The 19,603-nt window shown below is 58.6% G+C and carries 16 protein-coding genes and 3 pseudogenes; 8 read left to right on the top strand and 11 right to left on the bottom strand.

The genetic code is table 11. From position 1 onward, the window contains the following. Positions 1-190: 190 nt before the first annotated feature. Complete coding sequence (locus tag AC0L7U_RS20625) at positions 191-1,054, bottom strand: 5'-nucleotidase, lipoprotein e(P4) family (protein ID WP_473696467.1); 864 nt, start codon at positions 1,052-1,054, stop codon at positions 191-193. Positions 1,055-1,437: 383 nt separating this feature from the next. Here AC0L7U_RS20625 and AC0L7U_RS20630 point away from each other — a divergent pair, with 383 nt between their 5' ends. The 3 genes from AC0L7U_RS20630 (at position 1,438) to AC0L7U_RS20640 (ending at position 4,493) form a co-directional block, all read left to right on the top strand. Beyond that, the gene (locus AC0L7U_RS20630) at positions 1,438-2,874 is read left to right on the top strand and encodes an aldehyde dehydrogenase family protein (protein ID WP_473696469.1); all 1,437 of its coding nucleotides are present in this window, start codon (positions 1,438-1,440) and stop codon (positions 2,872-2,874) included. 73 nt (positions 2,875-2,947) lie between these two features. Then, positions 2,948-3,847 (top strand): LysR substrate-binding domain-containing protein, encoded by a 900-nt coding sequence (locus AC0L7U_RS20635; RefSeq protein WP_473696471.1) that lies wholly within the window; start codon positions 2,948-2,950, stop codon positions 3,845-3,847. A gap of 223 nt (positions 3,848-4,070) precedes the next feature. Further along, on the top strand, positions 4,071-4,493 hold the full coding sequence (locus AC0L7U_RS20640; RefSeq protein WP_473696473.1) for a DoxX family protein: 423 nt from the start codon (positions 4,071-4,073) through the stop codon (positions 4,491-4,493). A gap of 107 nt (positions 4,494-4,600) precedes the next feature. Here AC0L7U_RS20640 and AC0L7U_RS20645 read toward each other — a convergent pair whose 3' ends face one another. From AC0L7U_RS20645 to AC0L7U_RS20675, 7 genes are all read right to left on the bottom strand, one after another. Further along, positions 4,601-6,172, bottom strand: coding sequence for a DHA2 family efflux MFS transporter permease subunit (locus tag AC0L7U_RS20645; protein ID WP_473696475.1), 1,572 nt, complete (start codon positions 6,170-6,172; stop codon positions 4,601-4,603). Next, a complete protein-coding gene (locus AC0L7U_RS20650) occupies positions 6,169-7,260 on the bottom strand; it encodes an HlyD family secretion protein (protein ID WP_473696477.1) in 1,092 nt (363 codons plus the stop codon). The genes AC0L7U_RS20645 and AC0L7U_RS20650 overlap by 4 nt, the downstream gene beginning before the upstream one ends. Before the next feature lie 101 nt (positions 7,261-7,361). Next, a complete protein-coding gene (locus AC0L7U_RS20655) occupies positions 7,362-7,937 on the bottom strand; it encodes a TetR/AcrR family transcriptional regulator (protein WP_473696479.1) in 576 nt (191 codons plus the stop codon). A 92-nt stretch (positions 7,938-8,029) separates the two neighbouring features. Next, positions 8,030-8,275, bottom strand: a complete 246-nt coding sequence (locus AC0L7U_RS20660) for an antibiotic biosynthesis monooxygenase (RefSeq protein WP_473696481.1) — start codon at positions 8,273-8,275, stop codon at positions 8,030-8,032. Positions 8,276-8,297: 22 nt separating this feature from the next. Next, entirely contained in the window at positions 8,298-8,426 is a 129-nt protein-coding gene (locus AC0L7U_RS20665) for a hypothetical protein (protein WP_473696483.1), read from the bottom strand. Positions 8,427-8,467: 41 nt separating this feature from the next. Next, positions 8,468-10,030 carry an autoinducer-2 kinase gene (lsrK, locus tag AC0L7U_RS20670; RefSeq protein ID WP_473696485.1) on the bottom strand — a complete coding sequence of 521 codons (1,563 nt, stop codon included), beginning with the start codon at positions 10,028-10,030 and terminating at the stop codon, positions 8,468-8,470. Continuing rightward, positions 10,002-10,982: a sugar-binding transcriptional regulator gene (locus tag AC0L7U_RS20675; protein ID WP_473696487.1), complete on the bottom strand. Its 981-nt coding sequence runs from the start codon at positions 10,980-10,982 to the stop codon at positions 10,002-10,004. Before AC0L7U_RS20675 ends, lsrK begins: the two co-directional genes overlap by 29 nt. Before the next feature lie 245 nt (positions 10,983-11,227). Between AC0L7U_RS20675 and lsrA the strand changes: the two genes are divergently transcribed. The 5 genes and pseudogenes from lsrA to AC0L7U_RS20700 all read left to right on the top strand — a co-directional run bounded on the left by lsrA (position 11,228) and on the right by AC0L7U_RS20700 (position 17,120). Next, complete coding sequence (gene lsrA / locus AC0L7U_RS20680; RefSeq protein WP_473696489.1) at positions 11,228-12,730, top strand: autoinducer 2 ABC transporter ATP-binding protein LsrA; 1,503 nt, start codon at positions 11,228-11,230, stop codon at positions 12,728-12,730. After that, on the top strand, positions 12,723-13,754 hold the full coding sequence (locus AC0L7U_RS20685) for an ABC transporter permease subunit (RefSeq protein ID WP_473696491.1): 1,032 nt from the start codon (positions 12,723-12,725) through the stop codon (positions 13,752-13,754). The genes lsrA and AC0L7U_RS20685 overlap by 8 nt, the downstream gene beginning before the upstream one ends. Beyond that, the gene (locus tag AC0L7U_RS20690; RefSeq protein WP_473696537.1) at positions 13,754-14,767 is read left to right on the top strand and encodes an ABC transporter permease subunit; all 1,014 of its coding nucleotides are present in this window, start codon (positions 13,754-13,756) and stop codon (positions 14,765-14,767) included. The genes AC0L7U_RS20685 and AC0L7U_RS20690 overlap by 1 nt, the downstream gene beginning before the upstream one ends. Before the next feature lie 60 nt (positions 14,768-14,827). Continuing rightward, positions 14,828-15,803 (top strand): annotated as a pseudogene (gene lsrB, locus AC0L7U_RS20695) (autoinducer 2 ABC transporter substrate-binding protein LsrB). A gap of 71 nt (positions 15,804-15,874) precedes the next feature. After that, positions 15,875-17,120, top strand: a pseudogene (locus AC0L7U_RS20700) (class II aldolase/adducin family protein). A gap of 93 nt (positions 17,121-17,213) precedes the next feature. Here the strand turns inward: AC0L7U_RS20700 and AC0L7U_RS20705 are convergent. The 3 genes and pseudogenes from AC0L7U_RS20705 to AC0L7U_RS20715 form a co-directional block, all read right to left on the bottom strand. Further along, complete coding sequence (locus tag AC0L7U_RS20705) at positions 17,214-18,422, bottom strand: M20/M25/M40 family metallo-hydrolase (RefSeq protein WP_473696493.1); 1,209 nt, start codon at positions 18,420-18,422, stop codon at positions 17,214-17,216. Between the two features lie 165 nt (positions 18,423-18,587). Further along, positions 18,588-19,379 (bottom strand): aldolase, encoded by a 792-nt coding sequence (locus AC0L7U_RS20710; RefSeq protein WP_473696495.1) that lies wholly within the window; start codon positions 19,377-19,379, stop codon positions 18,588-18,590. An 18-nt stretch (positions 19,380-19,397) separates the two neighbouring features. Next, positions 19,398-19,603, bottom strand: a pseudogene (locus AC0L7U_RS20715) (haloacid dehalogenase type II); the annotation flags it as partial.

Genomic DNA, 19,603 nt, shown 5'->3' on the forward strand with positions numbered 1-19,603 from the left:
TCTCTCGGCTCGTGGGACACTGTCTGTCCCGTATCAGTCAGATGAAGATGCCTGACGCCGCAAGGCACCAGAATGTCAAAACTCGGGCCCGTCATTTGAGCCGCACTCATGGGCCGGGTCCAAAGGCAGATCGGACGGGAATGCGGCTGCATCCCCGTCCGAAGATCCTGTCGTTTCAAGGGAAACGGATTTATTTCGCTGTCCAGCCATTCAGCGCGTCGATCTTCATCTGGCGGCGCTTGTCGGAGGACAATTTATAGTTGCCTTTGAAGGGAGCGCTTTCAAACGAACCATATTCAGGATTAGGCAGCATCAGCCAGTCCTTGCCCCAATGTGCTGCGTTCTTTTTGAAGACGGCGACCCGGTCGGCGGGCGTGCCCTTGTAGGCATCGGTGAAGTCGCCCAGATTGTCGCCCAGCATCAAAAGAACCCGGTGGTCCTTGGCGACATAAGCGTCGCGGCTGCCCTTGGCAGAGCCCCAGTCCTTCATCTCGCCCTTGGTCATCAGCGTGTCCATGCTGTCGCCCATCGGGAAGCCGAGCTTCTTCATGTTTTCGTAAGTGGCTTTTTCGCCATCCGCCGAGCGATTGGTGATGAAGAACACCTTCACCCCCTTGGACGCAGCGTATTTGGTGAAGGCAACTGCGCCGGGGACAGCAGCAGAATCTTCAGACTTCACATATGCGAGCCATTCCTTGGAGGAGTAGCTCTTGTTTGTCTTGACGAGGTGCGCCTGATAGGTGCCGTTGTCGAGCACCGTCTCGTCGCAATCCAGAATGATCGCAGGCGGCTGATCGCCAAAATTCTTGGCCTGCATGTCGGGCAGGGCGGTCCAGCTCTTGTCCTTCAAGGCTTCCTCAAGGCGGATTTTCGCCAGAGCATAAATAGCTGTGGTGTTGGCTTTGTATTCCGCCGAGGTCTGCATCCACAGCGTTGCGTTGAGCAGATCGTTCTGCGCTACGGCTTCATCGGCGAAAGCGGGAGCCGTCGACAGGAGAGCAAGCGCGGTGGCGCCGCATAAAGCCAATTTGCTGAGGGAGAGATTACGGGTCATACGTGCGTCCTTCTGGCCTTAGTGATCTGTGCCAACGCGATCGGGCGTTCACACATGAAGCCCGTGACGTCCCTCGTCCGAGCTTTGTTTTAGCGCTCACTATACGATGCTGTTTTGCCTTGTGTATATGCCGCTGTCACAATTCGATAGATTTCCCGTATGGACATATGACCTGCCGTTGCGTGACACGACCCATGAATATGAGCCACATATCGCATGCCCCTTGCGCTCACGGGGAGGGCACTCCTAGATAAAGCATTCCGATCCGAAGGTGCGTCCTGTTGACCGGGTTGCCAGCAAGAGGCGCCGGTGATGTTCTGCGCCCTTCATTCCAATCAGCCGGGCTGCCTCAAAAGGGCGGCCCGATCTCACAGGGGTCATCCATGCTGGACAAACGTAAGTTCTATATCAATGGTGCGTGGGTTGATCCCCTTGAGCCGAAAAGTCTGGATGTGATCAATCCGGCGACGGAAAAACCGGTCGCCGTGATTTCGATGGGCAGCGCGCAGGATATTGACCGGGCCGTCAGGGCCGCCCGCGATGCGTTTGAAAGTTATAGCCAGACCAGCAAGGAAGAGCGGTTGGGGCTGCTGGAAAAATTCCTTGAAATTTACGAGCGCCGTCAGGCCGAAATGGCGGAGCTGATCACGCTGGAGCTCGGGGCACCCAAAACCCTGGCGTTCCATGCACAGGCTGCTGTCGGTCTCAGTCATCTCAAGGGGTTCATCGCTGCGCTGAAGCGTCTCGACACCCGCGACGTGTTGCCGAATGGCGACACCGTGCTGCGCGAACCGATGGGCGTTCTCGGGCTGATCACGCCGTGGAACTGGCCGATCAACCAGATCGCGTTGAAGGTGATCCCGGCGCTTGCCACCGGGTCGACCTGCGTTTTGAAGCCGAGCGAGTTTACGCCCTTGAACGCTCTGCTGTATGCCGAGATGATTCATGAGGCTGGCTTTCCGGCGGGCGTGTTCAATCTGGTCAATGGCGACGGGGTGACGGCAGGGGCTGCGCTGTCACAACATGACGGCGTCGACATGATGTCCTTCACCGGCTCTACGCGCGCCGGAATTGCGGTGACCAAGGATGCAGCAGATACGGTGAAGCGTGTGACGCTTGAACTGGGTGGAAAATCGCCCAACCTGCTGTTCGCTGATGCCGATCTGGAAGACCGGGTGGCGTGGAGCGTCACGGAGTGTTTCGAAAACTCCGGCCAGTCGTGCAATTCGCCGACCCGTCTGTTGGTCGAACGCTCGGTTTACGACAAGGTTGTCGATCTGGTGGCGGATGCAGCCCGCAAGGTTGCCGTCGGCCAACCGGATGTTGAAGGCGACCACATTGGTCCGCTGGTCTCTGATGTGCAGTTTGGCCGCGTGCAGACGTTGATCCAGACCGGCATCGACGAGGGCGCGCGACTGGTGGTCGGTGGGACGGGACGGCCAGATGGGTTCACCTTCGGCTATTTCGTCAAGCCGACGGTGTTTGCCGATGTGACCAACGATATGGCCATCGCCCAGCAGGAAATCTTTGGTCCGGTTCTGGCCATCATTCCCTTTGATACGGAAGAAGAGGCGATCCGTATGGCCAATGACACGCCCTACGGCCTGTCAGCCTATATCCAGACGGGAAATGCAGACCGCGCCGCGCGGGTGGCATCGCGTTTGCGTGCTGGCATGGTGCACGTCAACGGCAAGTCGATGTCGTCGGGAAGTCCTTTCGGCGGCTACAAGCAGTCCGGCAATGGCCGCGAGGGCGGCATCTACGGTCTGGAAGAAGTAATGGAGCTCAAAACCCTCCTGACCCCCTTCGCGGTGGCCTGATCTTTTCGCAAGACAGCCTATATAGAGGGCGGTCCCGACGGGGCCGCCCTTTTTGTGAGCGAGATCGCGCAGCATGCTTGACTATAATGATCTGAAGTTTCTGACCGCCGTGGTGGAGCATAACGGGTTTTCCGCCGCTGCACGTGCGCTCAACGTGCCGAAATCGCGGTTGAGCCGTCGGGTGACATTGCTGGAAGAGCATTTGGGCGTGCGTCTTCTGGAACGCAGTACGCGGCAGATGGCGCTGACGGAAGCCGGGCAGATGGTCTACGAGCGGGCCAGATCGGTGGTGCAGGAAGCCGAAGCAGTCGAGGACGTAGCCAACAGTTTGCAGGCAGAGCCGCGGGGTCTGGTGCGGGTTAGTTGTCCCAGTGGCATGGAAATCCTGTTTGTCCGCCATTTACCGGAATTTCTGAAGCTGCATCCAGGCCTGCGGGTGCTTTTTGTCGTGTCCAACCGACGGATGGATCTGATCAACGAAGGCATCGACGTTGCCATCCGTGTGCGCGACAAGCTGGATACGGACAGCGATTTTCTGGTCCGTCGTATCGGTACGGCTTCGCGCTATCTGGCAGCCAGTCCAGAGTACCTGACCTCTGTGCCGTCGATTGCCTCTCCAGCGGACCTGTCTGATCTGTCGCTGCTGTGTCACGAGGAGCAGGCGCTGAATGCCAGCTGGAAGCTGATGAATGGCGACGGGCGCATGGAAACCTTGCGCTTTGCGCCGAGACTGGCGAGCGGCAGCTTTGATTTGCTGTTGAGTGCGGCCAAGGCCGGGGCCGGCATTGCCCTGTTGCCTGAGATGCTGTGCGATCCGGGGTTTGCCGATGGCAGTCTGGTGCGCGTGTTGCCCGGCTGGTCCGGCAGTCAGGGCATTGTGCATGTGATTTATCCGTCGCGTCGGGGAATGCTGCCAAGTGTGCGGGCACTGGTGGAATTTCTGGTTCAGACGTTGATAATTGAGACGACATAGCGAAAAATCGTTCTATCAACGAAACAGCGTGTTGCATCACAGGCGGATTATCACATCCGGAAAAGCTCCGCATATTCAGCGGTGTCAGGGCAGTGAAGGTTGCCCGCAAGGCGGCCGGAGGCAGTGAAGTGATAAGCGATTGCCCGTCCAGACGACCGTTCTCGTCGCTGTTTTCCGGCTCCTTGCAGACACGTTTCAACGTCTTGAATGCCGGAGCTACAAGGTGCAGTCCACTTCCTATTTTCCTTTCATCGGCCGTCTGCTGATCGGCCTTCCTTTCATGATGAGCGGTCTCGGTAAGCTCTTTGCCTATAAGGGCACCGTGGCAATGATCACGGCCGTGGGCATGCCCGTGCCACCGCTGGCCTTCGTGGTCGCAGTGCTGGTCGAGCTGGGAGGCGGTGCGCTGTTGGTTCTCGGCTTCCAGGTGCGCATCGTGGCCTCAGTCATGGCCGTTTTCACGCTGGCAGCCGCACTTTATTTTCATACCAATTTTGCGGATCAGAACCAGATGATTCACTTCCTGAAAAATATCATGATCATCGGAGGCATGTTGCAGATCGTTCACTTCGGAGCTGGTGCATTCAGCCTGGATGCGCGGCGCCGCTCCGTTGCATCCCCGTCGTCGCAGGCAATGGTGTCCTGAGGAGGGAGCCACCTGAACGGGTTATGCGATTGATCCCGGAGTTCTGAAAGCTGCCTGTCGTTCTGCGCAGGCAGCTTTGTTTTTCTACGGGCAGATCGGCCTCCCCCTCAGTGCGAGGATGGTGGCGTCTTGGGAGGGGTGACATTGCGCAGGAATGGCACCAGCATCGTGGCCACCACGAAAGCCAGCATGATGACGATGAAAGCATCCGCATAGGCCATCGTCGAGGCTTCGCGATAGGCAATATGAAAGAGCTGTTTCAGGGCACTGATCTGAGCGGTGTCTGTATCCGCTCCGAAGCTCTGGTAGCGCTCGGCGGTGCCCTGCAGAAATGACATCATCGGCTCGTTGCTTGAGGTCAGGTGAGCTGCGATCGAATGGAAGTGAAAGTTGGTGCGGTTGTTGAGAATAGCCCCACACATGGCAATGCCAACGGCACCTCCCAGATTTCGCATCATGTTGAAGAGGCCACTGGCGTATTTCAGGCGCTCCGGTGGCAAGCTGCCCAGTCCCAGTGTGACACTGGGTGCAACGGCAAACACCTGTGGCAGGCCACGCAGGAACAACGGCGCAAATAACTCGCTGCCTCCCCATTGCGATGTGATGCCGCTGAAGCCCCACATCGACATGCCGAAGGCGGCAAGTCCGATGCCCATCAGCCACCGCAGATCGACTTTCTTGGCCAGCATCACATAAAGCGGCACGCCAATGAGCGAGCCTGCGCCTGTGGCGAAGATGGCCGTGCCCGTTTGCCAGGCATCAAATCCCCGCACATACCCCAGAAACAGCGGGGTCAGGTAGATGGTTGCGAACACGCCAATGCCGGTGATGAAGGACAGGATGCAGCCAATGGTAAAGTTGCGATTGGTAAAGGCTCGCAGATCTGCCACCGGGTTTGCCGCTGTCAGACTGCGGATGACGAACAGCAGCCCTGAAATAGCCGAGATCAAGGTCGTCATCCGGATGGTCTTGTCGTCAAACCAGTTCCAGCGGGAACCTTCCTCCAGCACATATTCCAAAGAGCCCAGAAAGATCGCCATCAGGATGATGCCGGCATAATCAGCTTTTGCCAGTAGCTTGGGGTTTGGCTGATCGATCTTGACAATAAAGGGAATGGTAATGGCAATCAGCGTGCCCGGCACCACATTGACGTAAAACAACCAGTGCCAGTTGAGCGTATCGGTGATCCAGCCGCCGATGACGGGCCCGAGCGCGGGCGCAGTGGATGCAATGGTGCCGATCACGGCGGCGGCATAGACCCGGCGCTGCCCCTGAAAGTAATGGAAGGACGAGGTGAAGACGATCGGGATCATGGACGCGCCGAGCATGCCTTGCAGGGCGCGAAAGACAATCATGCTCTCGATGTTCCAGGAGAGCCCGCACAGCGCACTGGCGATGGTGAAGCCGGCCGCAGACGCCGTGAACAGCCAGCGTGTCGACATCAATTGTGTCAACCATCCCGACAACGGGATCATGATGATCTCGGCGATGAGATAGGCCGTCTGAACCCAACTGATCTGGTCCTGTGCGGCGGAAAGTCCGCCGCCGATGTCTTGCAGGGAAGAGGCCACGATCTGAATGTCCAGAAGAGCAATGAACATGCCGATACACATGATCATGAAAGGAACGATGGAGCGCAGCCAGTTGCTTCCATCCTGTGTGTCGGTCGATGTGTTCATTGGGTGCTGTCCCCATCGCGCCGTGTGTCCACCGTGACCGTCGTGGACAGACCGGGACGCAGAAGCTGTGGCTGGTCGACGACAATGCGGACCGGTACGCGCTGAACGATCTTGGTGAAGTTGCCCGTGGCGTTCTCCGTCGGAATGATGCTGAACACCGATCCGGTTGCCGGAGCAAAACTTGCGACGTGGCCGCTGAGATGCGTGCCCGGCATGGCATCGACACTGAGAGAGACAGGATCACCTACGTGGATGTCGGCGAGTTGATCTTCCTTGAAATTGGCGTCGATCCAAAGCGTATGGTCCGGGACAACCGACAGCAGGTAAACGCCAGGTTGTACATAGGCGCCGATCTGAGCTGAACGGTGCCCGACGATGCCGTCCAGCGGAGTGCTGATGGTGGTGTAGCCAAGGTTCAGTTGGGCGATATGCAGATCGGACTCGGCAGACGTGATCGCTGCCTTTGCCCCCTTGATTTCACTGTCGAGTACCGAAACCTGCTGTTTTTGAGAGGTAAGGCCTGCTTGCGCCGCCTGAATGGCGGCCTGTGCTTGTGCGTTGTCGGCCTCTGCGCGTTGGGCGCTCTGCCTTGAAGCGGCCGAGGTGGAGGCAAGGCTGCGGTAACGATCGGCTTCTTCCTGCGTGAAGCGGGCACTGGCTTGCCGCGACACCAGATCTGCCTGTGCGCTCTGGATCGTGGATTGCTGCACGGTGTATTGCGCCTGCAATGTCGCCAGGTTGGATTGTGCCTTCTGCAACTCTGCCTTGGCTCGGTTGACTGCTGCCACGAAGGGCGCGCTGTCGATCTGGATCAGGGGCGCGCCCGCCTTCACCTTCTGATTGTCATGAACGAAGATCTTTGCAATCCGCCCGGCAATCTGCGGGGACAACGTGGTGACGTTTCCGCCAACATAGGCGTCGTCGGTCGTTATCAGAAAGCGATCCACTGTCCACCAGCGATAGCCGTAAAAGGCGGCCGCTATCACGAGGCCCAGTCCAAGCAGGCGGAAAAACACGGCCTTGCGGCTGCGGCGTGGCGTGGCGACTTCTGCCGTGCCGGGAATGTCGTCGGTAAGCGTCTGGCTCATTGGGTGTAATATCCGAAATCGCAGACCTTAATCATTATGATTATCATGATTAAGGTCATGGCCCGATGCAGGTCGGGCCCAGGATGTTGAAAACGAGGGCATCAACCGGGAAAGCGGTCTTTCAGCGCCTTGCGGGAGGTTTCGAGAATTTCTTCGGACAGCGTCGCATCTTCCACTGTCCGCGACAGCAGCATGGCGCCGACAAGCTGGGACATCAGCACGATGGCCTCATCCCGGCGCTTGTCTTCTGCGGTTGAGGTCATGGCACTGCCCAGCTTCTTCACCAGCCTGCGGAAGCCGCTTTCCATGCTCTGGCGCACGGTTCCGGACTTGCGGGCGACGTCCATTCCAAGGGTCGGCAATGCGCAGCCATTGGCCGGATTGTCACGATGGCGGGTAGAGAGATAGCGGTCGATGAAGGCCTGCACAGAGGCCGGGTTCCCCTCCTCGATACAGGTCCAGATGGAATGATTGTCGGACAGTGAGGCACCTGCCGCCTTGGCCATCAGGTCGTCTTTCGACTTGAAGTGACCATAGAAGCCGCCATGTGTCATGCCGGCAGCCTTCATCAAGTCCGATACACTGACGCCATCAAAGCCGCGCTCCCGGAACAAAGCGCTGGCGCTGCGCACGATTTCCTGGCGGTTTTCCTCTGCCTGAGCCTTGCTGACCTTCATGATGTACCCGATCCGATGTTCTATGTTTTCGTTATATGATGATCATCATGAAAAATACAAGACTCAATAAAAAACCGGGTCCGACGTTGCCGTCAGCCCCGGTCAAGTTGCGCCTTCACAGTGAAAGGCGCGGGTGTCTGTAAACTCCGCGACGCTGGCGCGTAGCCGCCCGTACAGGGGGTCAGCACTGGCAGATAGTCTGCCATCTCGGCGTTATAGAAGTCCTTGGTGCGCGGGCCTGCCAGAATGGGGTCGATCATTTCGACACATTTGCGGTAATGCTCTGTCTTGCGATGATCATCCAATGCTTCATCTGAGCGAAACACCTCGTAGACCATGAACTTGTTCTCATCCGCCGGGTCACGCAGTACATCGAAACGCAGGTTGCCTTAGCTCCATGCGTGTGCCTTCGTAGTTGATCCGGAAGGCTTTGAGGAAAGTGTCGACGTGGCCCGGTTTGACCTGAATATTGACCATCTGAATGAGCATTTTGCGTTCCTGTCTAAATCAAAGTGTTGTCGGTTGAAGCCTTAAAGGCCGGGAGCAGCCCACATCGCGGTGGTGACACCCTCGTCAACCAGTTGCTTTTGCAAGGCATAGGCCTTGGCCCATCGCTCTCCGGCGTTGTCATAGATTTCCTTGTGTTCGCTGTTCGGCTCGAAGTGCTTGTCCCAGCGCACCCAGTCGTCTGCGGCCTGGGCGAAGCTGGAATAATGACCCGCGCCAATCGCAGCCGCCCCGGCGCAGCCAAGGGCGGTGGCCTCCTTGACCACCGGTGTGACGACGGGAAGACCGGTCGCACTGGACAGGATTTGCGCCCAGTGATCAGATTTTGCTGCACCTGCGGCAAAGACGATACGGTCTGGAGTCGTGCCTGCCAGTGAGAAGATTGTCTTCAGATTGCGTGCTGCGACGATGCATGCGTTTTCCTGAAGTGCGCGGAAGATGGCGGCCTTGCCCGACTTCTCGGGATCAACCGAGAGGTTCAGAAGCGAAGGCGCAGCATGATACCAGTTGCCATAGTGCATGACGTCCGAGAACACGGGGATGATGCCATAGGCGCCAGGGGGAATGCGGGCTGCGTCCTGCTCCAGCAGGCTGTAGGCATCGCCGGAGGTGCCAGCGGCGGCAATTTCCTGCGCACCGAAGCTGTCGCGGAACCAGCGCATGACCAGCCCGACAAAGAAACTGATGGCTTCCACCTGGTTCAGACCGTTGATGACATGCGGATTGATGCGCAGGTCCATCGTCGGATCGCTGATCTTTGGGCCGACATTCACCACCTGCTGCCAGAAGGTGCCGCCCAGAATGGCGCAGTCGCCCTCGTTGACCAGTCCGAGCGCCGCCGTGCCGATCTGGCAGTCACCGCCGCCGGTGACAACGGGCGTACCAGCGCTCAGGCCGGTTTCCTCTGCCGCTTTTGCCGTCACCCGTCCGATGATGGTGCCTAGCTCCGCGCACCTTGGGAAGATGTCGGAGCGCATGCCCGCTTTCGTCATGGCGCCCGGTATCCAGTCGCGGGTCACCAGATCCAGAAGGCCGGTGGTACCTGCGTTGGAGGGATCGCTGGCGATTTCACCCGACAGACGCGCCAGAACCCAGTCCGACAACATGCAGATGCGGTCGATACGCTCATAAATGTCTGGCTGATGTTTCTGGATCCAGAGCAGGCGCGGCAGGGCGCCCAGAGCAAACGTCTGGCCACTCTTATGGTACAACTCTGCTTCCAGCGTTGGGAAGGTGGACTTCAGATCGCGCACTTCCTGAATGGCGCGGCTGTCGACATTGGCACAGGCCCAGATTTCGCGGCCCTGGCGATCATAGGCGACAAAAGCCTCGCGCATGCTGGTGGCGCTGACCGAGACGATCTGTTGCGCGGAGATGTCGGCTTTGGCCATGGCCTTGCGAATGGCAGTGGATAGAAGCGCCCAGTTTCCCTCGACATCAAAATCCATCGAACCTTCGAACCGTGGGTCACTCTTGTGCCACCACTCGGATTGCGAGCTGGCAATCTGGTTGCCGTGCGTGTCAAAGATGACAGCGCGACCACTGCCCGTTCCAGCATCAATCGCCAGAAGATAGCTTTTGGTCATCTTGTGATCCTCCCGATTTCAACAGTTCCCGTGCCGTTGTTTCATCCGTAATCAGAATGCCGACGAATTTACCGAGCAGGGCGGAGTGAATGGCTTTCACCTTGGCCTTGCCTGCGGCAGCGGCAATCACCTTCTCTGCCTGAGACAAGGCGGACAGCTTGACGCCGACAACCCGGTCATGCAGGGGCAAAGACAGGGGTTGCCCTTGGTCATCGTAAAACTGGCACAGGATATCTCCGACGGCTCCCTTCCGGCGGAGTGGTTCAACTTCATCCGGTCCGACGTATCCGGACTTCACGACTGTGGAGTCGCCTGACAGTTCGCCAATACCGACGAGCTGGTAAGAGGCATTCAACGCCATATCGAGAAGGTTGGAGACGGCTGGTTCCGAAGACAGGTTGCGTGCCACCTCCGGGTCGCGCACCACAAGCGGGGCGGGAACCAGATGGACGCTGCTGCCCCAATTGGCCGTGCGCATGCCGTCGACATAGGTGCCCACGCCCCCCGTCAGGCTCACCAAGCCGATGTTGCGCTCGTTGGCCAGATGTCCCAGCCGCTGGATTGTGTTGCTGACGGTGACCCCCCAGCCGACGGCCAGCAGGTCATTCTTCTTCAGGCGTTGCATCAGGAACTGCGCGGCAGCCTGGCCCAGACGATCCGCCGGATCTTCCTCGGGAAGTTCAGGCACGACATAGGCTTCCAGGAGGCCGTAGCGATCCTTGATTTGCTGCTCCAGTGTCAGGCAACCTTGATAGCGCGAGTTGATGCGGACCTGGATGATGCCCGAGCGCCTGCCGCTTTCCAGCAGGCGGGACACCTTGATACGAGAGAGATTGAGGCGCTCGCCGATCTCGTTTTGTGTCAGACCATCGTTATAATAGTACCACGCAATCCGGGTGAGGGTTTCCTCGTCCGTATCCGGATGGCTCCATTCTCCGTTGTCTGCCGCCATGTCTCTCACTCGAATTTGAATTGAACAAATGCATAACGCATAAACAAATGATCCGTCAACGGACATTTGTTCAGCTGGCTGTGCCTTCGGGTGAAATGTGATAAAAGCCCACAAATCCTCATATATTTAATACTCTCTATCGACTTTCGGGCAGGGCAGGTTCGATTTATTCATTTGAAACAGTTGACGACTTTTCAGTTGCGTGATCATATGATGTTTACAAAACACAAATGAACAGGTGGGAAATGTTGGAGGAGGCAGCGGCCAAAAAGGCTGCGGTTCTGACGGATATCTGGAAGTCCTTCGGCCCGGTTCCGGTGCTGAGCGGTGTGTCCATTTCCCTGCGTCCGGGCGAAGTTCATGCGTTGCTGGGAGGCAATGGCGCAGGAAAATCGACCCTCATGAAGATCATGTCCGGGGTCATTGCGGCCAATTCGGGCAGTATCGAAATTAATGGCCGCCCGCTGACGCAGGCAGCGCCTGCGCAGGCACAGGCCCTTGGCTTGTATCTCGTGCCGCAGGAAGCGCACATCCTGCCGAACCAGTCGGTGCTGGAAAACATCTGTCTGGGGTTGAAGGCGTCGCCGGGGGCGTTGCGGCCCGAGATTGAGCGGCTGGTCGTCGACCTGTCCGTGTCTCTGGATCTGGATGCGCAGGCCGCCACGCTTGAAATCGCGGAGCGTCAGATCGTCGAGATCATGCGGGGTCTTGTACGTAATGCGCGGGTGCTGATTCTGGATGAACCGACGTCTGCGCTCACGCCTTTTGAAACGCGGGCCCTGTTTGATCGCATTCGCATGTTGCAGGAACAGGGCGTCGGCATTTTCTTCATTTCACACAAGCTGCGTGAAATCCGCGAAGTCTGCGGGTCTATCAGCGTGCTGCGCGACGGTGCGATTGTATTGTCGGGTCCGCTGCCGTCCTTCACGGATGCTCAGATCATTGATGCCATGAGCCGTGTTCAACTGGCTGATACAAAGGGCGCACGGCAAAGCACGCGCAAGGTGGCTCATATCGGTTTGCCGAGGTTGTCGGTCCGTGGACTGAGCGGCGAAGGCTTCCGCGACATTACTCTGGATGTCTGGGGTGGTGAGGTGCTGGGCCTGGCAGGTGTTGTCGGCGCCGGACGTACGGAGTTGGCCGAAACCCTGTTTGGCCTACGGCCCATGAGCGGTGGCGAGGTGCTGCTGGAAGGCAAGCCGCTGACCCACCCATCACCGCGTCGCTGCGTTGATCAGGGGCTGGTCTATCTGCCGGAAGACCGTCAGCAGAATGGTCTGTTTCTGGAAGCGCCGCTGTTCTGGAATGCGTCATCCTATCTGGTTCACAAGCTGCCGTTCTTTCTGCGTCCGGGACAGGAACGGTCAAGCTTTGACGGGTTCCGCAAGAGTATGGCGATCAAATGCAAGGATGCGGCTCAGAGCGCTCGCGGCCTGTCCGGTGGCAATCAACAGAAGGTTTTGATGGCCAAATGCCTCGCAGCCCAGCCCAGGGTTCTCATTCTTGATGAGCCGACCCGCGGTGTGGATGTGGCCGCCCGCCACGACATTTATGAACTCATCCGCTCGCTGGCAGACACCGGCGTGGCCGTGATCCTGATTTCTTCCGATTTCGACGAGATCGAGGAACTGGCCGACCGCGTTCAGGTGATGGCCTTTGGCCAGAACAGTGGCGAGTTGGTTGACACCATTACTGTAGACGCCATTGCGCGTTTGGCCTTCGGCGCCGAGGAGGCCACCCATGCTTGATCTGTTCGCTCGCAACCGCGTTGCGACACTCTTTGTCATCCTGATCGTCGCCTATCTGGGCGTCGGTGCGGTGGCGCCCGGCTATCTTTCCGGGGAAACTCTGTCGCTGGTCGTCGCCAACAGCATGGTGCTGATGCTGGTGTCACTGGGCACCATGGTGGTGATTCTGACACGCAACATTGATGTGTCGAGTGGCTCGGTTCTGGGCCTCAGTGCGGCTGTTTTGGGCCTGGCGCTGAACGCGGGCTACGGGCTGCCGATGGCCATCGGGCTCTGTCTGCTCACCGGCGTGGTCGCGGGGGCGGTTAACGGTCTGCTCATTGCCTTCCTCGGCATTCCGTCAATTGTCGCAACACTTGGCACACTGGGGCTTTTCCGCGGGTTGATGCTGGTGCTGACCGGCGGTCAGTGGCTGGAAGACCTGCCGCAAAACCTGAAGGGGCTGGCAGACAACTTCAGCTTTGGGTTTTCCATGCTGACGATCGTTGTGGCGATTGTGGCTGTTGGCCTCTGGCTTGGACTGCGCAAAACCCGGTTCGGACGCTTCTTCTATGCGGTTGGTGACAACCGGGATGCGGCGCATCATCTGGGTGTGCCGGTGCGGCGGATGCAATTCTATGCCTTCGTCGGTGCGGGGTTCTGCGCGGCGCTGGCTGGACTGGTGTTTGCCGCCAAGATCGGCTTCATCCCCAATCAGGCGGGCAATGGCATCGAGCTGAAGGCCATCGCGGTCAATGTTCTGGGCGGCGTCAGTCTGCTGGGTGGTGTCGGGTCCGTGGCCGGTGTTGTGGCCGCCGTCATCTTCATTACGTCCATCGACAGTGCGCTCGTCTTTCTCAAGATCCCTGCCTACTGGAACGACTTCATTGCCGGGGCAATCCTGCTGATCGTGCTGTTGCTGGATGGTCGCGTGCGCCAACTCATCGAGCGTCGCATCCGTGCTCGTCGTTATGCTGTGCATGAGCGCACGCCAACTGCGACGGCTGAGCCTCTAAAAGACAACATGGTGGTGAAGGCGCAATGATAAAGAAGCTTTTCTATCGTTGGGAAGTCGCGCTGATTGCCCTTCTGGTGCTTGAGTTGCTGGTGTTCGGCGTGCTCAATCCGCGCTTCCTGAATTTCGATGGCCTGATCTACGGCACGTCCGACTTCATTCAGATCGGCATTGTGGCCCTGCCGTTGACACTGGTGATTATCGCTGGGGGCATTGATGTGTCCTTCGCTTCCGTTGTCGGTCTGGCTGCCATCGTCTTCGGCGTTTGCAATTTCTTCGGTCTGCCGTTGCCACTGTCGTTGTTGGCGGCACTGGTGATCGGTGGCCTGTGTGGTCTGCTGAATGCCAGCGTGATCCATTTCTCAAAGATCCAGCCGCTCGTCGTGACGCTGGGCGGGCTGTACCTCTATCAGGGGGCGGCTACGGTGGCTTCCGGCTTCGTCGGTGCCGGTGGCTATGAAGGTATCGGCAACTTCCCGGATGCTTTCACCAGCTTTGGCTATGCCGAGATCGCTGGTCTGCCTGCCTCTCTGGTGTTGTTTCTGGTGCTGGCGGTGGTTCTCGTGGTGCTGTTGCATTTCACCCGCTTCGGACGGGGCGTGTTTCTTGTTGGCCAGTCGGAAACAGCGGCTCGGTTCGCCGGGATCCCAGTGCAGCGCATCCAAACGCTGACCTATGTGATCACGGGCGTTTGCGCCGCCATCGCAGGACTCGTGTTGTCTGCCTATTTCGGCTCGGCCCGTGTTGACCTGGGGTCGTCCACGCTGCTGCCAGCCGTCACGGCCGCCGTGCTTGGGGGAGCCTCCATCTACGGCGGACAGGGGTCTATCTTCGGCACGCTCATTGCGACATTCGTTATCGGCTATCTGCAACAGGGTTTGCAGGCTGTGGGTGTGTCGAGCCAGATTTCCAGCGCACTTTCGGGAGGGTTGCTGGTTGTCGCGGTCGCATTGCGTCATGGGAGCGTGATGCTGACCGATTTTATCGCCGTTGCCAGATTACAGAAAAGAAACAAGGCAACGGTCTCAAGTGGAGGAGAATGAATGTTCAAGAAATTGATGAGTGTAGGGGCCATGTCGGCAGGCTTGCTGGCTGGTACTTTGATGAGCACCGCGGCGGTTCAGGCCAAGGATGCGCAAATTGCCTTCATTCCGAAGCTGGTCGGCGTCGGATACTTCACCAGCGGTGGCAATGGTGCCATGCAGGCTGGTAAAGAGCTGGGCGACAAAGTGACCTATGACGGTCCGACCGAGCCGAGCGTTTCCGGGCAGGTGCGTTTCATCAACAACTACGTCAATCAGGGGTATGACTCAGTCATCGTTGCCAGTGTGTCTCCAGATGGGTTGTGCCCGGCTCTGAAGCGCGCCATGAAGCGTGGTGTCCATAGTCATGACCTGGGACAGTGACGTCAAGCCGGAGTGCCGCAGCTACTATGTCAACCAGGGCACACCGACGCAGCTCGGTAACCTGCTGGTGTCCATGGCCTCTGACGGACTGAAAAAGGACAAGGCCAAGGTTGCCTTCTTCTATTCCAGCCCGACCGTGACAGACCAGAACGCATGGGTGAAGGCTGCAAAAGAGAAGATCCAGAAGGAGCATCCGGGCTGGGAAGTCGTCACGACCCAGTATGGTTACAACGATGCGCAGAAGTCTCTGCAGACGGCTGAAAGCATTCTGCAGACCTATCCGGATCTGGATGCCATCATCGCACCGGATGCCAATGCACTGCCGGCAGCAGCTCAGGCTGCTGAAAATCTTGGCCGTGCAGGCAAGGTCACCATCGTCGGCTTTTCGACGCCGAACGTCATGCGGCCTTACGTCAAGCGCGGCACTGTTGCCCGTTTCGGCCTGTGGGATGTGACCCAGCAGGGCAAGATCTCTGTCTATGTGGCAGACCATGTTCTGAAGCACGGCCCGATGAAGGTTGGCGACACGCTGGATATTCCGGGCGTTGGTACCATCAAGGTCTCGCCGAACTCCGTTCAGGGCTACGACTACGAAGCCAAGAACAACGGCATCGTGCTGCTGCCGCAGCGTACTGTCTTCACCAAGGACAATATCGACAAGTTCGACTTCTAAGCCGGACTGACCCTTTGCGCCAGAGCTGCGGATATCGTGGCTCTGGCGTTTCTTTGATTGGATGAGCTGATATGGAAAGTGCATGGAACACCCAAGATGCCGAGGCTTTTGCGGCGGATGCCGTAAAGACCGGCCTGCCTGCCGACCTGGGTCTGCGCGTCTATACCTCGCGGATCATCGGGCAGAACCCGGATCTGGTGCTGCATGGTGGTGGCAACACCTCGGTCAAGGTGACGGCGGAAGACGGCACGGAGCTGATGCACATCAAGGGCAGCGGCTGGGATCTGGACACGATTGCCGCGCTCTGGCCTTCCCGCAGTCCGGCTGGAGCCGCTGCTGGAAACCCGCCACGGCAAGAAACTGAGTGACCCGGAAATGGTTGCCCTGCTGCGCGACGCCCTGATCGAGAAGGACGCACCGAACCCTTCTGTCGAAGCGCTTCTACACGGTTTCATTCCGTACCGTTTTGTGGATCATACCCACGCCACAGCTATTCTGGCGCTTGCGGATCAGGTGGATATGCGGGCGATTGTCGAGCGTCTCTACAACGGACGCGTGGCCTTTGTTCCCTACGTGATGCCGGGCTTTGATCTGTCGATCGAAGGTGACAAGATCTTCCGTCAGTTTCCGGACTGTGATGGTCTTTGGCTGGAAAATCACGGCCTCTTCACCTTCGCGGATGATGCGAAGACGTCCTACGAGTTGATGATCGAGTTCGTGTCTCTGGCCGAAGATGAACTGGCGTCGAAGGGCATTCGCCTGACCGGCGTTCAGGCCAGCGACCAGAACGCTCCCGAGGGGCTGGAGACCCGGCTGCGCGCGGTCTTCGATACGGAAGCGTCGCCGTTCTCCGGCAAGCTCTTCATGGATTACCGGTCAACGCCAGCCATTCGCATTCACACCAGCAAACCGAATGCAGACGCGATCTCCGGTCGTGGCACGGTGACGCCGGATCACGTGATTCGTATCAAGCCATGGCCGATGACGGTAGACGCAGACGCAAGCGAGGATGATATCGCAGCTATCCTTGCGGCCTATCAGAAGCGTTACACCGATTACTTCGAGCGCAATGCAGCGCGGGCCGAAGAGCCCAAGACGATGCTGGATCCCTATCCGCGCGTCATTATGGTGCGCGGTGCGGGCATGTTTGCACTGGGCACCGCCGAAAAAGCGGCAAAGGTCGGTGGCGACCTGTGTGAACAGGCGACACGCGCGGTCAACGCTGCGGAAGAATACGGCGCGTTCACGCCGATCGGAGAGGCGGACCTTTTCGACATGGAATACTGGTCGCTGGAACAGGCCAAGCTGAAGAAATAAGCCTTCGGTCAGTCAGATTACAACACGAACGGGCCGGGAGCAGTGATGCTCTCCGGCCTGTTTCTTTTATCTGCTGCTTGACTGAAGGGGCATTCAGTCGCTGAGGCCTGCGGTGGCCAGAAGTGCCAGAAGCCCGGCTTTCTGACCGCGCAGGCTTTCAGTCGGCTCGACGTCGATCCATTCGTCCAGGCGGTGAGCATTGCCGCCACTGCCGCCATGGCCGAACTTGACCGCCGGAATGCCGAGCGACATCGGGATGTTGGCATCTGTCGATGAGACTTCCAGAACGGGCGTGAAGCCGAAAGCCGTCAGAGCTGCTTGAGATTGTACAACGATGGCTTCTTTTTCATCCGTGCGGCCTGCCGGGCGGTTGCCGATGCGGGTCATGTCCACGCTGATTGCACCGTTTGTCGTATCGCCACGGTTGTTCTCGAAGGCGACCGCCTGATCCACCAGCGTATGGATCTGTGTGTTCAGATCTTCCAGAACGGTCGGATCTTCAGACCGCAGATCGACTTCCAGCCAGATGGCTTCCGGAATGGCGTTGACCGAGGTGCCGCCCTGCATAACGCTGGCGCAATAGGAACTGCGAGGATTTTCCGGCACCTGAATGGCCGACATGCCTACCAGAAACTGACCCAGCGCATAGGCCGGGTTAACAGTACCGAAGGCACCAAGACTGTGCCCGCCCGGGCCCTTGAAAGTGATGCGATATCGGTAGGAGCCCACTGCGCCGGTGGTAAGATCTTCAGGTTCGATGCCGTCGAATGTGAAGAAGGCGCCGATTTTCTCCCGGAATTCGCCCTTGGTGAAGAGATGGCGGATGCCGCGCAGGTCTCCCTTGCCTTCTTCGCCCACATTGCCGACGAAGAGAATATCCTGCTCGGTGCGGATGTTCGCTGCATCCAGTGCCCGCACGAAGGTCAGAAGCGTGGCGAGCCCGCGAGTATCGTCGCCGACGCCCGGAGCCATCAGTTTTGTGCCTTCGCGGCGTATCGTTACATCTGTGCCTTCCGGAAAGACCGTGTCCAGATGGGCGGCCGCGACAACCAGCGCGCCGTTGCCTGTGCCTCGTCGCAGACCAAGGACGTTGCCGATCTCATCCTGATGCACATTCTCCAGCTTGAGCGCTTGGAACATTTTCTCATAGGCGGCGGCCCGGACGTCCTCCTTGAAAGGGGGCGCAGGGATCTCGGTCAGGGTGATGATGTCTTCGACAAACTGATCATGATTGTTGGTCAGTGTGTCACAGGCCTTGAGAAAGGCAGGATGCTGGCTGAGAGCGGCGGCGTCGTGGGTCATGAGGCACCTTCGGCTGGGCGTGGTGGGCAGAGGTGCCATAGTTGGTAGCGGTTTTCATTTGTCTTGCAAAGGCTTGACGCTCAATGCAGGACAAAGCGGAGCGCGCCTGATGCGTGCCCCGCTGAAATCCCCTGCGTCACTTTCCTGGGCTTGAAGGCGACGGTTTCAGGTGCGATAGGCCGGGCTTGTTTCGTCCAGCACCCGGCGAATGCTTTCCAGATGCATGCGCGCGCTTTCCGGGTCGCCTTCGCGCATCTGGCAGGCGGCTTCGCGGGCGACATCCTCGCGGACCGGCAAGAGCTTTCGTCCACTGGCCATGGCTTTCAACTGAACCTCCGCCGCGCGCTCCAGATAATAGAGATCGTCCCAGGCTTCGGCTATGTTCGGTGCGCAGACCATGACCCCATGATTGCGCATGAAGATGATGTCCGCATCTCCAAGAACCGCTGCGATGCGGTCGCCCTCGCGCTCGTCCAGCGCCAGACCGTTGTAGTCTGTGTCGACGACGGTGCGGCCATAGAACTTCAGAGCGGTCTGTCCCGCCCACACCAGAGGTTCTCCCTCGACCATGCACAGGGCGGTGGCATTGGGCATGTGCGTATGAAAGGCCGCGCCCACGCGCGAAGCCATCTTGTGCAGACGGGCGTGAATGTAGAAGGCAGTTGCTTCCGGCACACCGTCACCGGCGATCACGTGGCCATCAAAGTCGCAGATCAGAAGTGAGGAGGCCGTTGCTTCCTGAAAGGCCCAGCCCAATCGGTTGACGATGAACAGATCCGGGTGACCTGGCACCAGTGCTGAAAAGTGATTGCAGATGCCTTCTTCAAGGCCGTGTCGTGCTGCCATGCGCAGGCAGGCAGCTAGATCCACCCGCGCCTGCCAGATCTCTTCGGTCTCAAGGGGACGGTTGCGCAGAATGGCCGGAGCTTCCGGGTTCAGGGTCAGTTCGTGTGCCATGTCATCATATCCTTTGCGTCAGAGCCAGCCACAGGTTCTGAAAAGTGCGGGCACTTTGTCCAGTGCCGGCACAATGGACTCTGGTTGATAATCGGGCAACGGTTTGCGTCCGGTGCCGCGATCCACCCAGACCGTGCGGAAGCCGAGTGCGCGTGAGGCCGCGAGATCCAGGTGCGGACTGGCGCAAATGTGCACCAGAGCCGTCATGTCAACATCAAGTTGCT

It is taken from the genome of Roseibium sp. 10G30-5 (genome assembly GCF_055809635.1).

What these genes read in the sequence shown, in the direction of transcription:
- AC0L7U_RS20625 (WP_473696467.1), bottom strand. Translation starts at nt 1,054, where the DNA reads ATGACCCGTAATCTCTCCCTCAGCAAATTGGCTTTATGCGGCGCCACC.
- AC0L7U_RS20630 (WP_473696469.1), top strand. Translation starts at nt 1,438, where the DNA reads ATGCTGGACAAACGTAAGTTCTATATCAATGGTGCGTGGGTTGATCCC.
- AC0L7U_RS20635 (WP_473696471.1), top strand. Translation starts at nt 2,948, where the DNA reads ATGCTTGACTATAATGATCTGAAGTTTCTGACCGCCGTGGTGGAGCAT.
- AC0L7U_RS20645 (WP_473696475.1), bottom strand. Translation starts at nt 6,172, where the DNA reads ATGAACACATCGACCGACACACAGGATGGAAGCAACTGGCTGCGCTCC.
- AC0L7U_RS20650 (WP_473696477.1), bottom strand. Translation starts at nt 7,260, where the DNA reads ATGAGCCAGACGCTTACCGACGACATTCCCGGCACGGCAGAAGTCGCC.
- AC0L7U_RS20655 (WP_473696479.1), bottom strand. Translation starts at nt 7,937, where the DNA reads ATGAAGGTCAGCAAGGCTCAGGCAGAGGAAAACCGCCAGGAAATCGTG.
- AC0L7U_RS20660 (WP_473696481.1), bottom strand. Translation starts at nt 8,275, where the DNA reads ATGGTCTACGAGGTGTTTCGCTCAGATGAAGCATTGGATGATCATCGC.
- AC0L7U_RS20665 (WP_473696483.1), bottom strand. Translation starts at nt 8,426, where the DNA reads ATGCTCATTCAGATGGTCAATATTCAGGTCAAACCGGGCCACGTCGAC.
- lsrK (WP_473696485.1), bottom strand. Translation starts at nt 10,030, where the DNA reads ATGACCAAAAGCTATCTTCTGGCGATTGATGCTGGAACGGGCAGTGGT.
- AC0L7U_RS20675 (WP_473696487.1), bottom strand. Translation starts at nt 10,982, where the DNA reads ATGGCGGCAGACAACGGAGAATGGAGCCATCCGGATACGGACGAGGAA.
- lsrA (WP_473696489.1), top strand. Translation starts at nt 11,228, where the DNA reads ATGTTGGAGGAGGCAGCGGCCAAAAAGGCTGCGGTTCTGACGGATATC.
- AC0L7U_RS20685 (WP_473696491.1), top strand. Translation starts at nt 12,723, where the DNA reads ATGCTTGATCTGTTCGCTCGCAACCGCGTTGCGACACTCTTTGTCATC.
- AC0L7U_RS20705 (WP_473696493.1), bottom strand. Translation starts at nt 18,422, where the DNA reads ATGACCCACGACGCCGCCGCTCTCAGCCAGCATCCTGCCTTTCTCAAG.
- AC0L7U_RS20710 (WP_473696495.1), bottom strand. Translation starts at nt 19,379, where the DNA reads ATGGCACACGAACTGACCCTGAACCCGGAAGCTCCGGCCATTCTGCGC.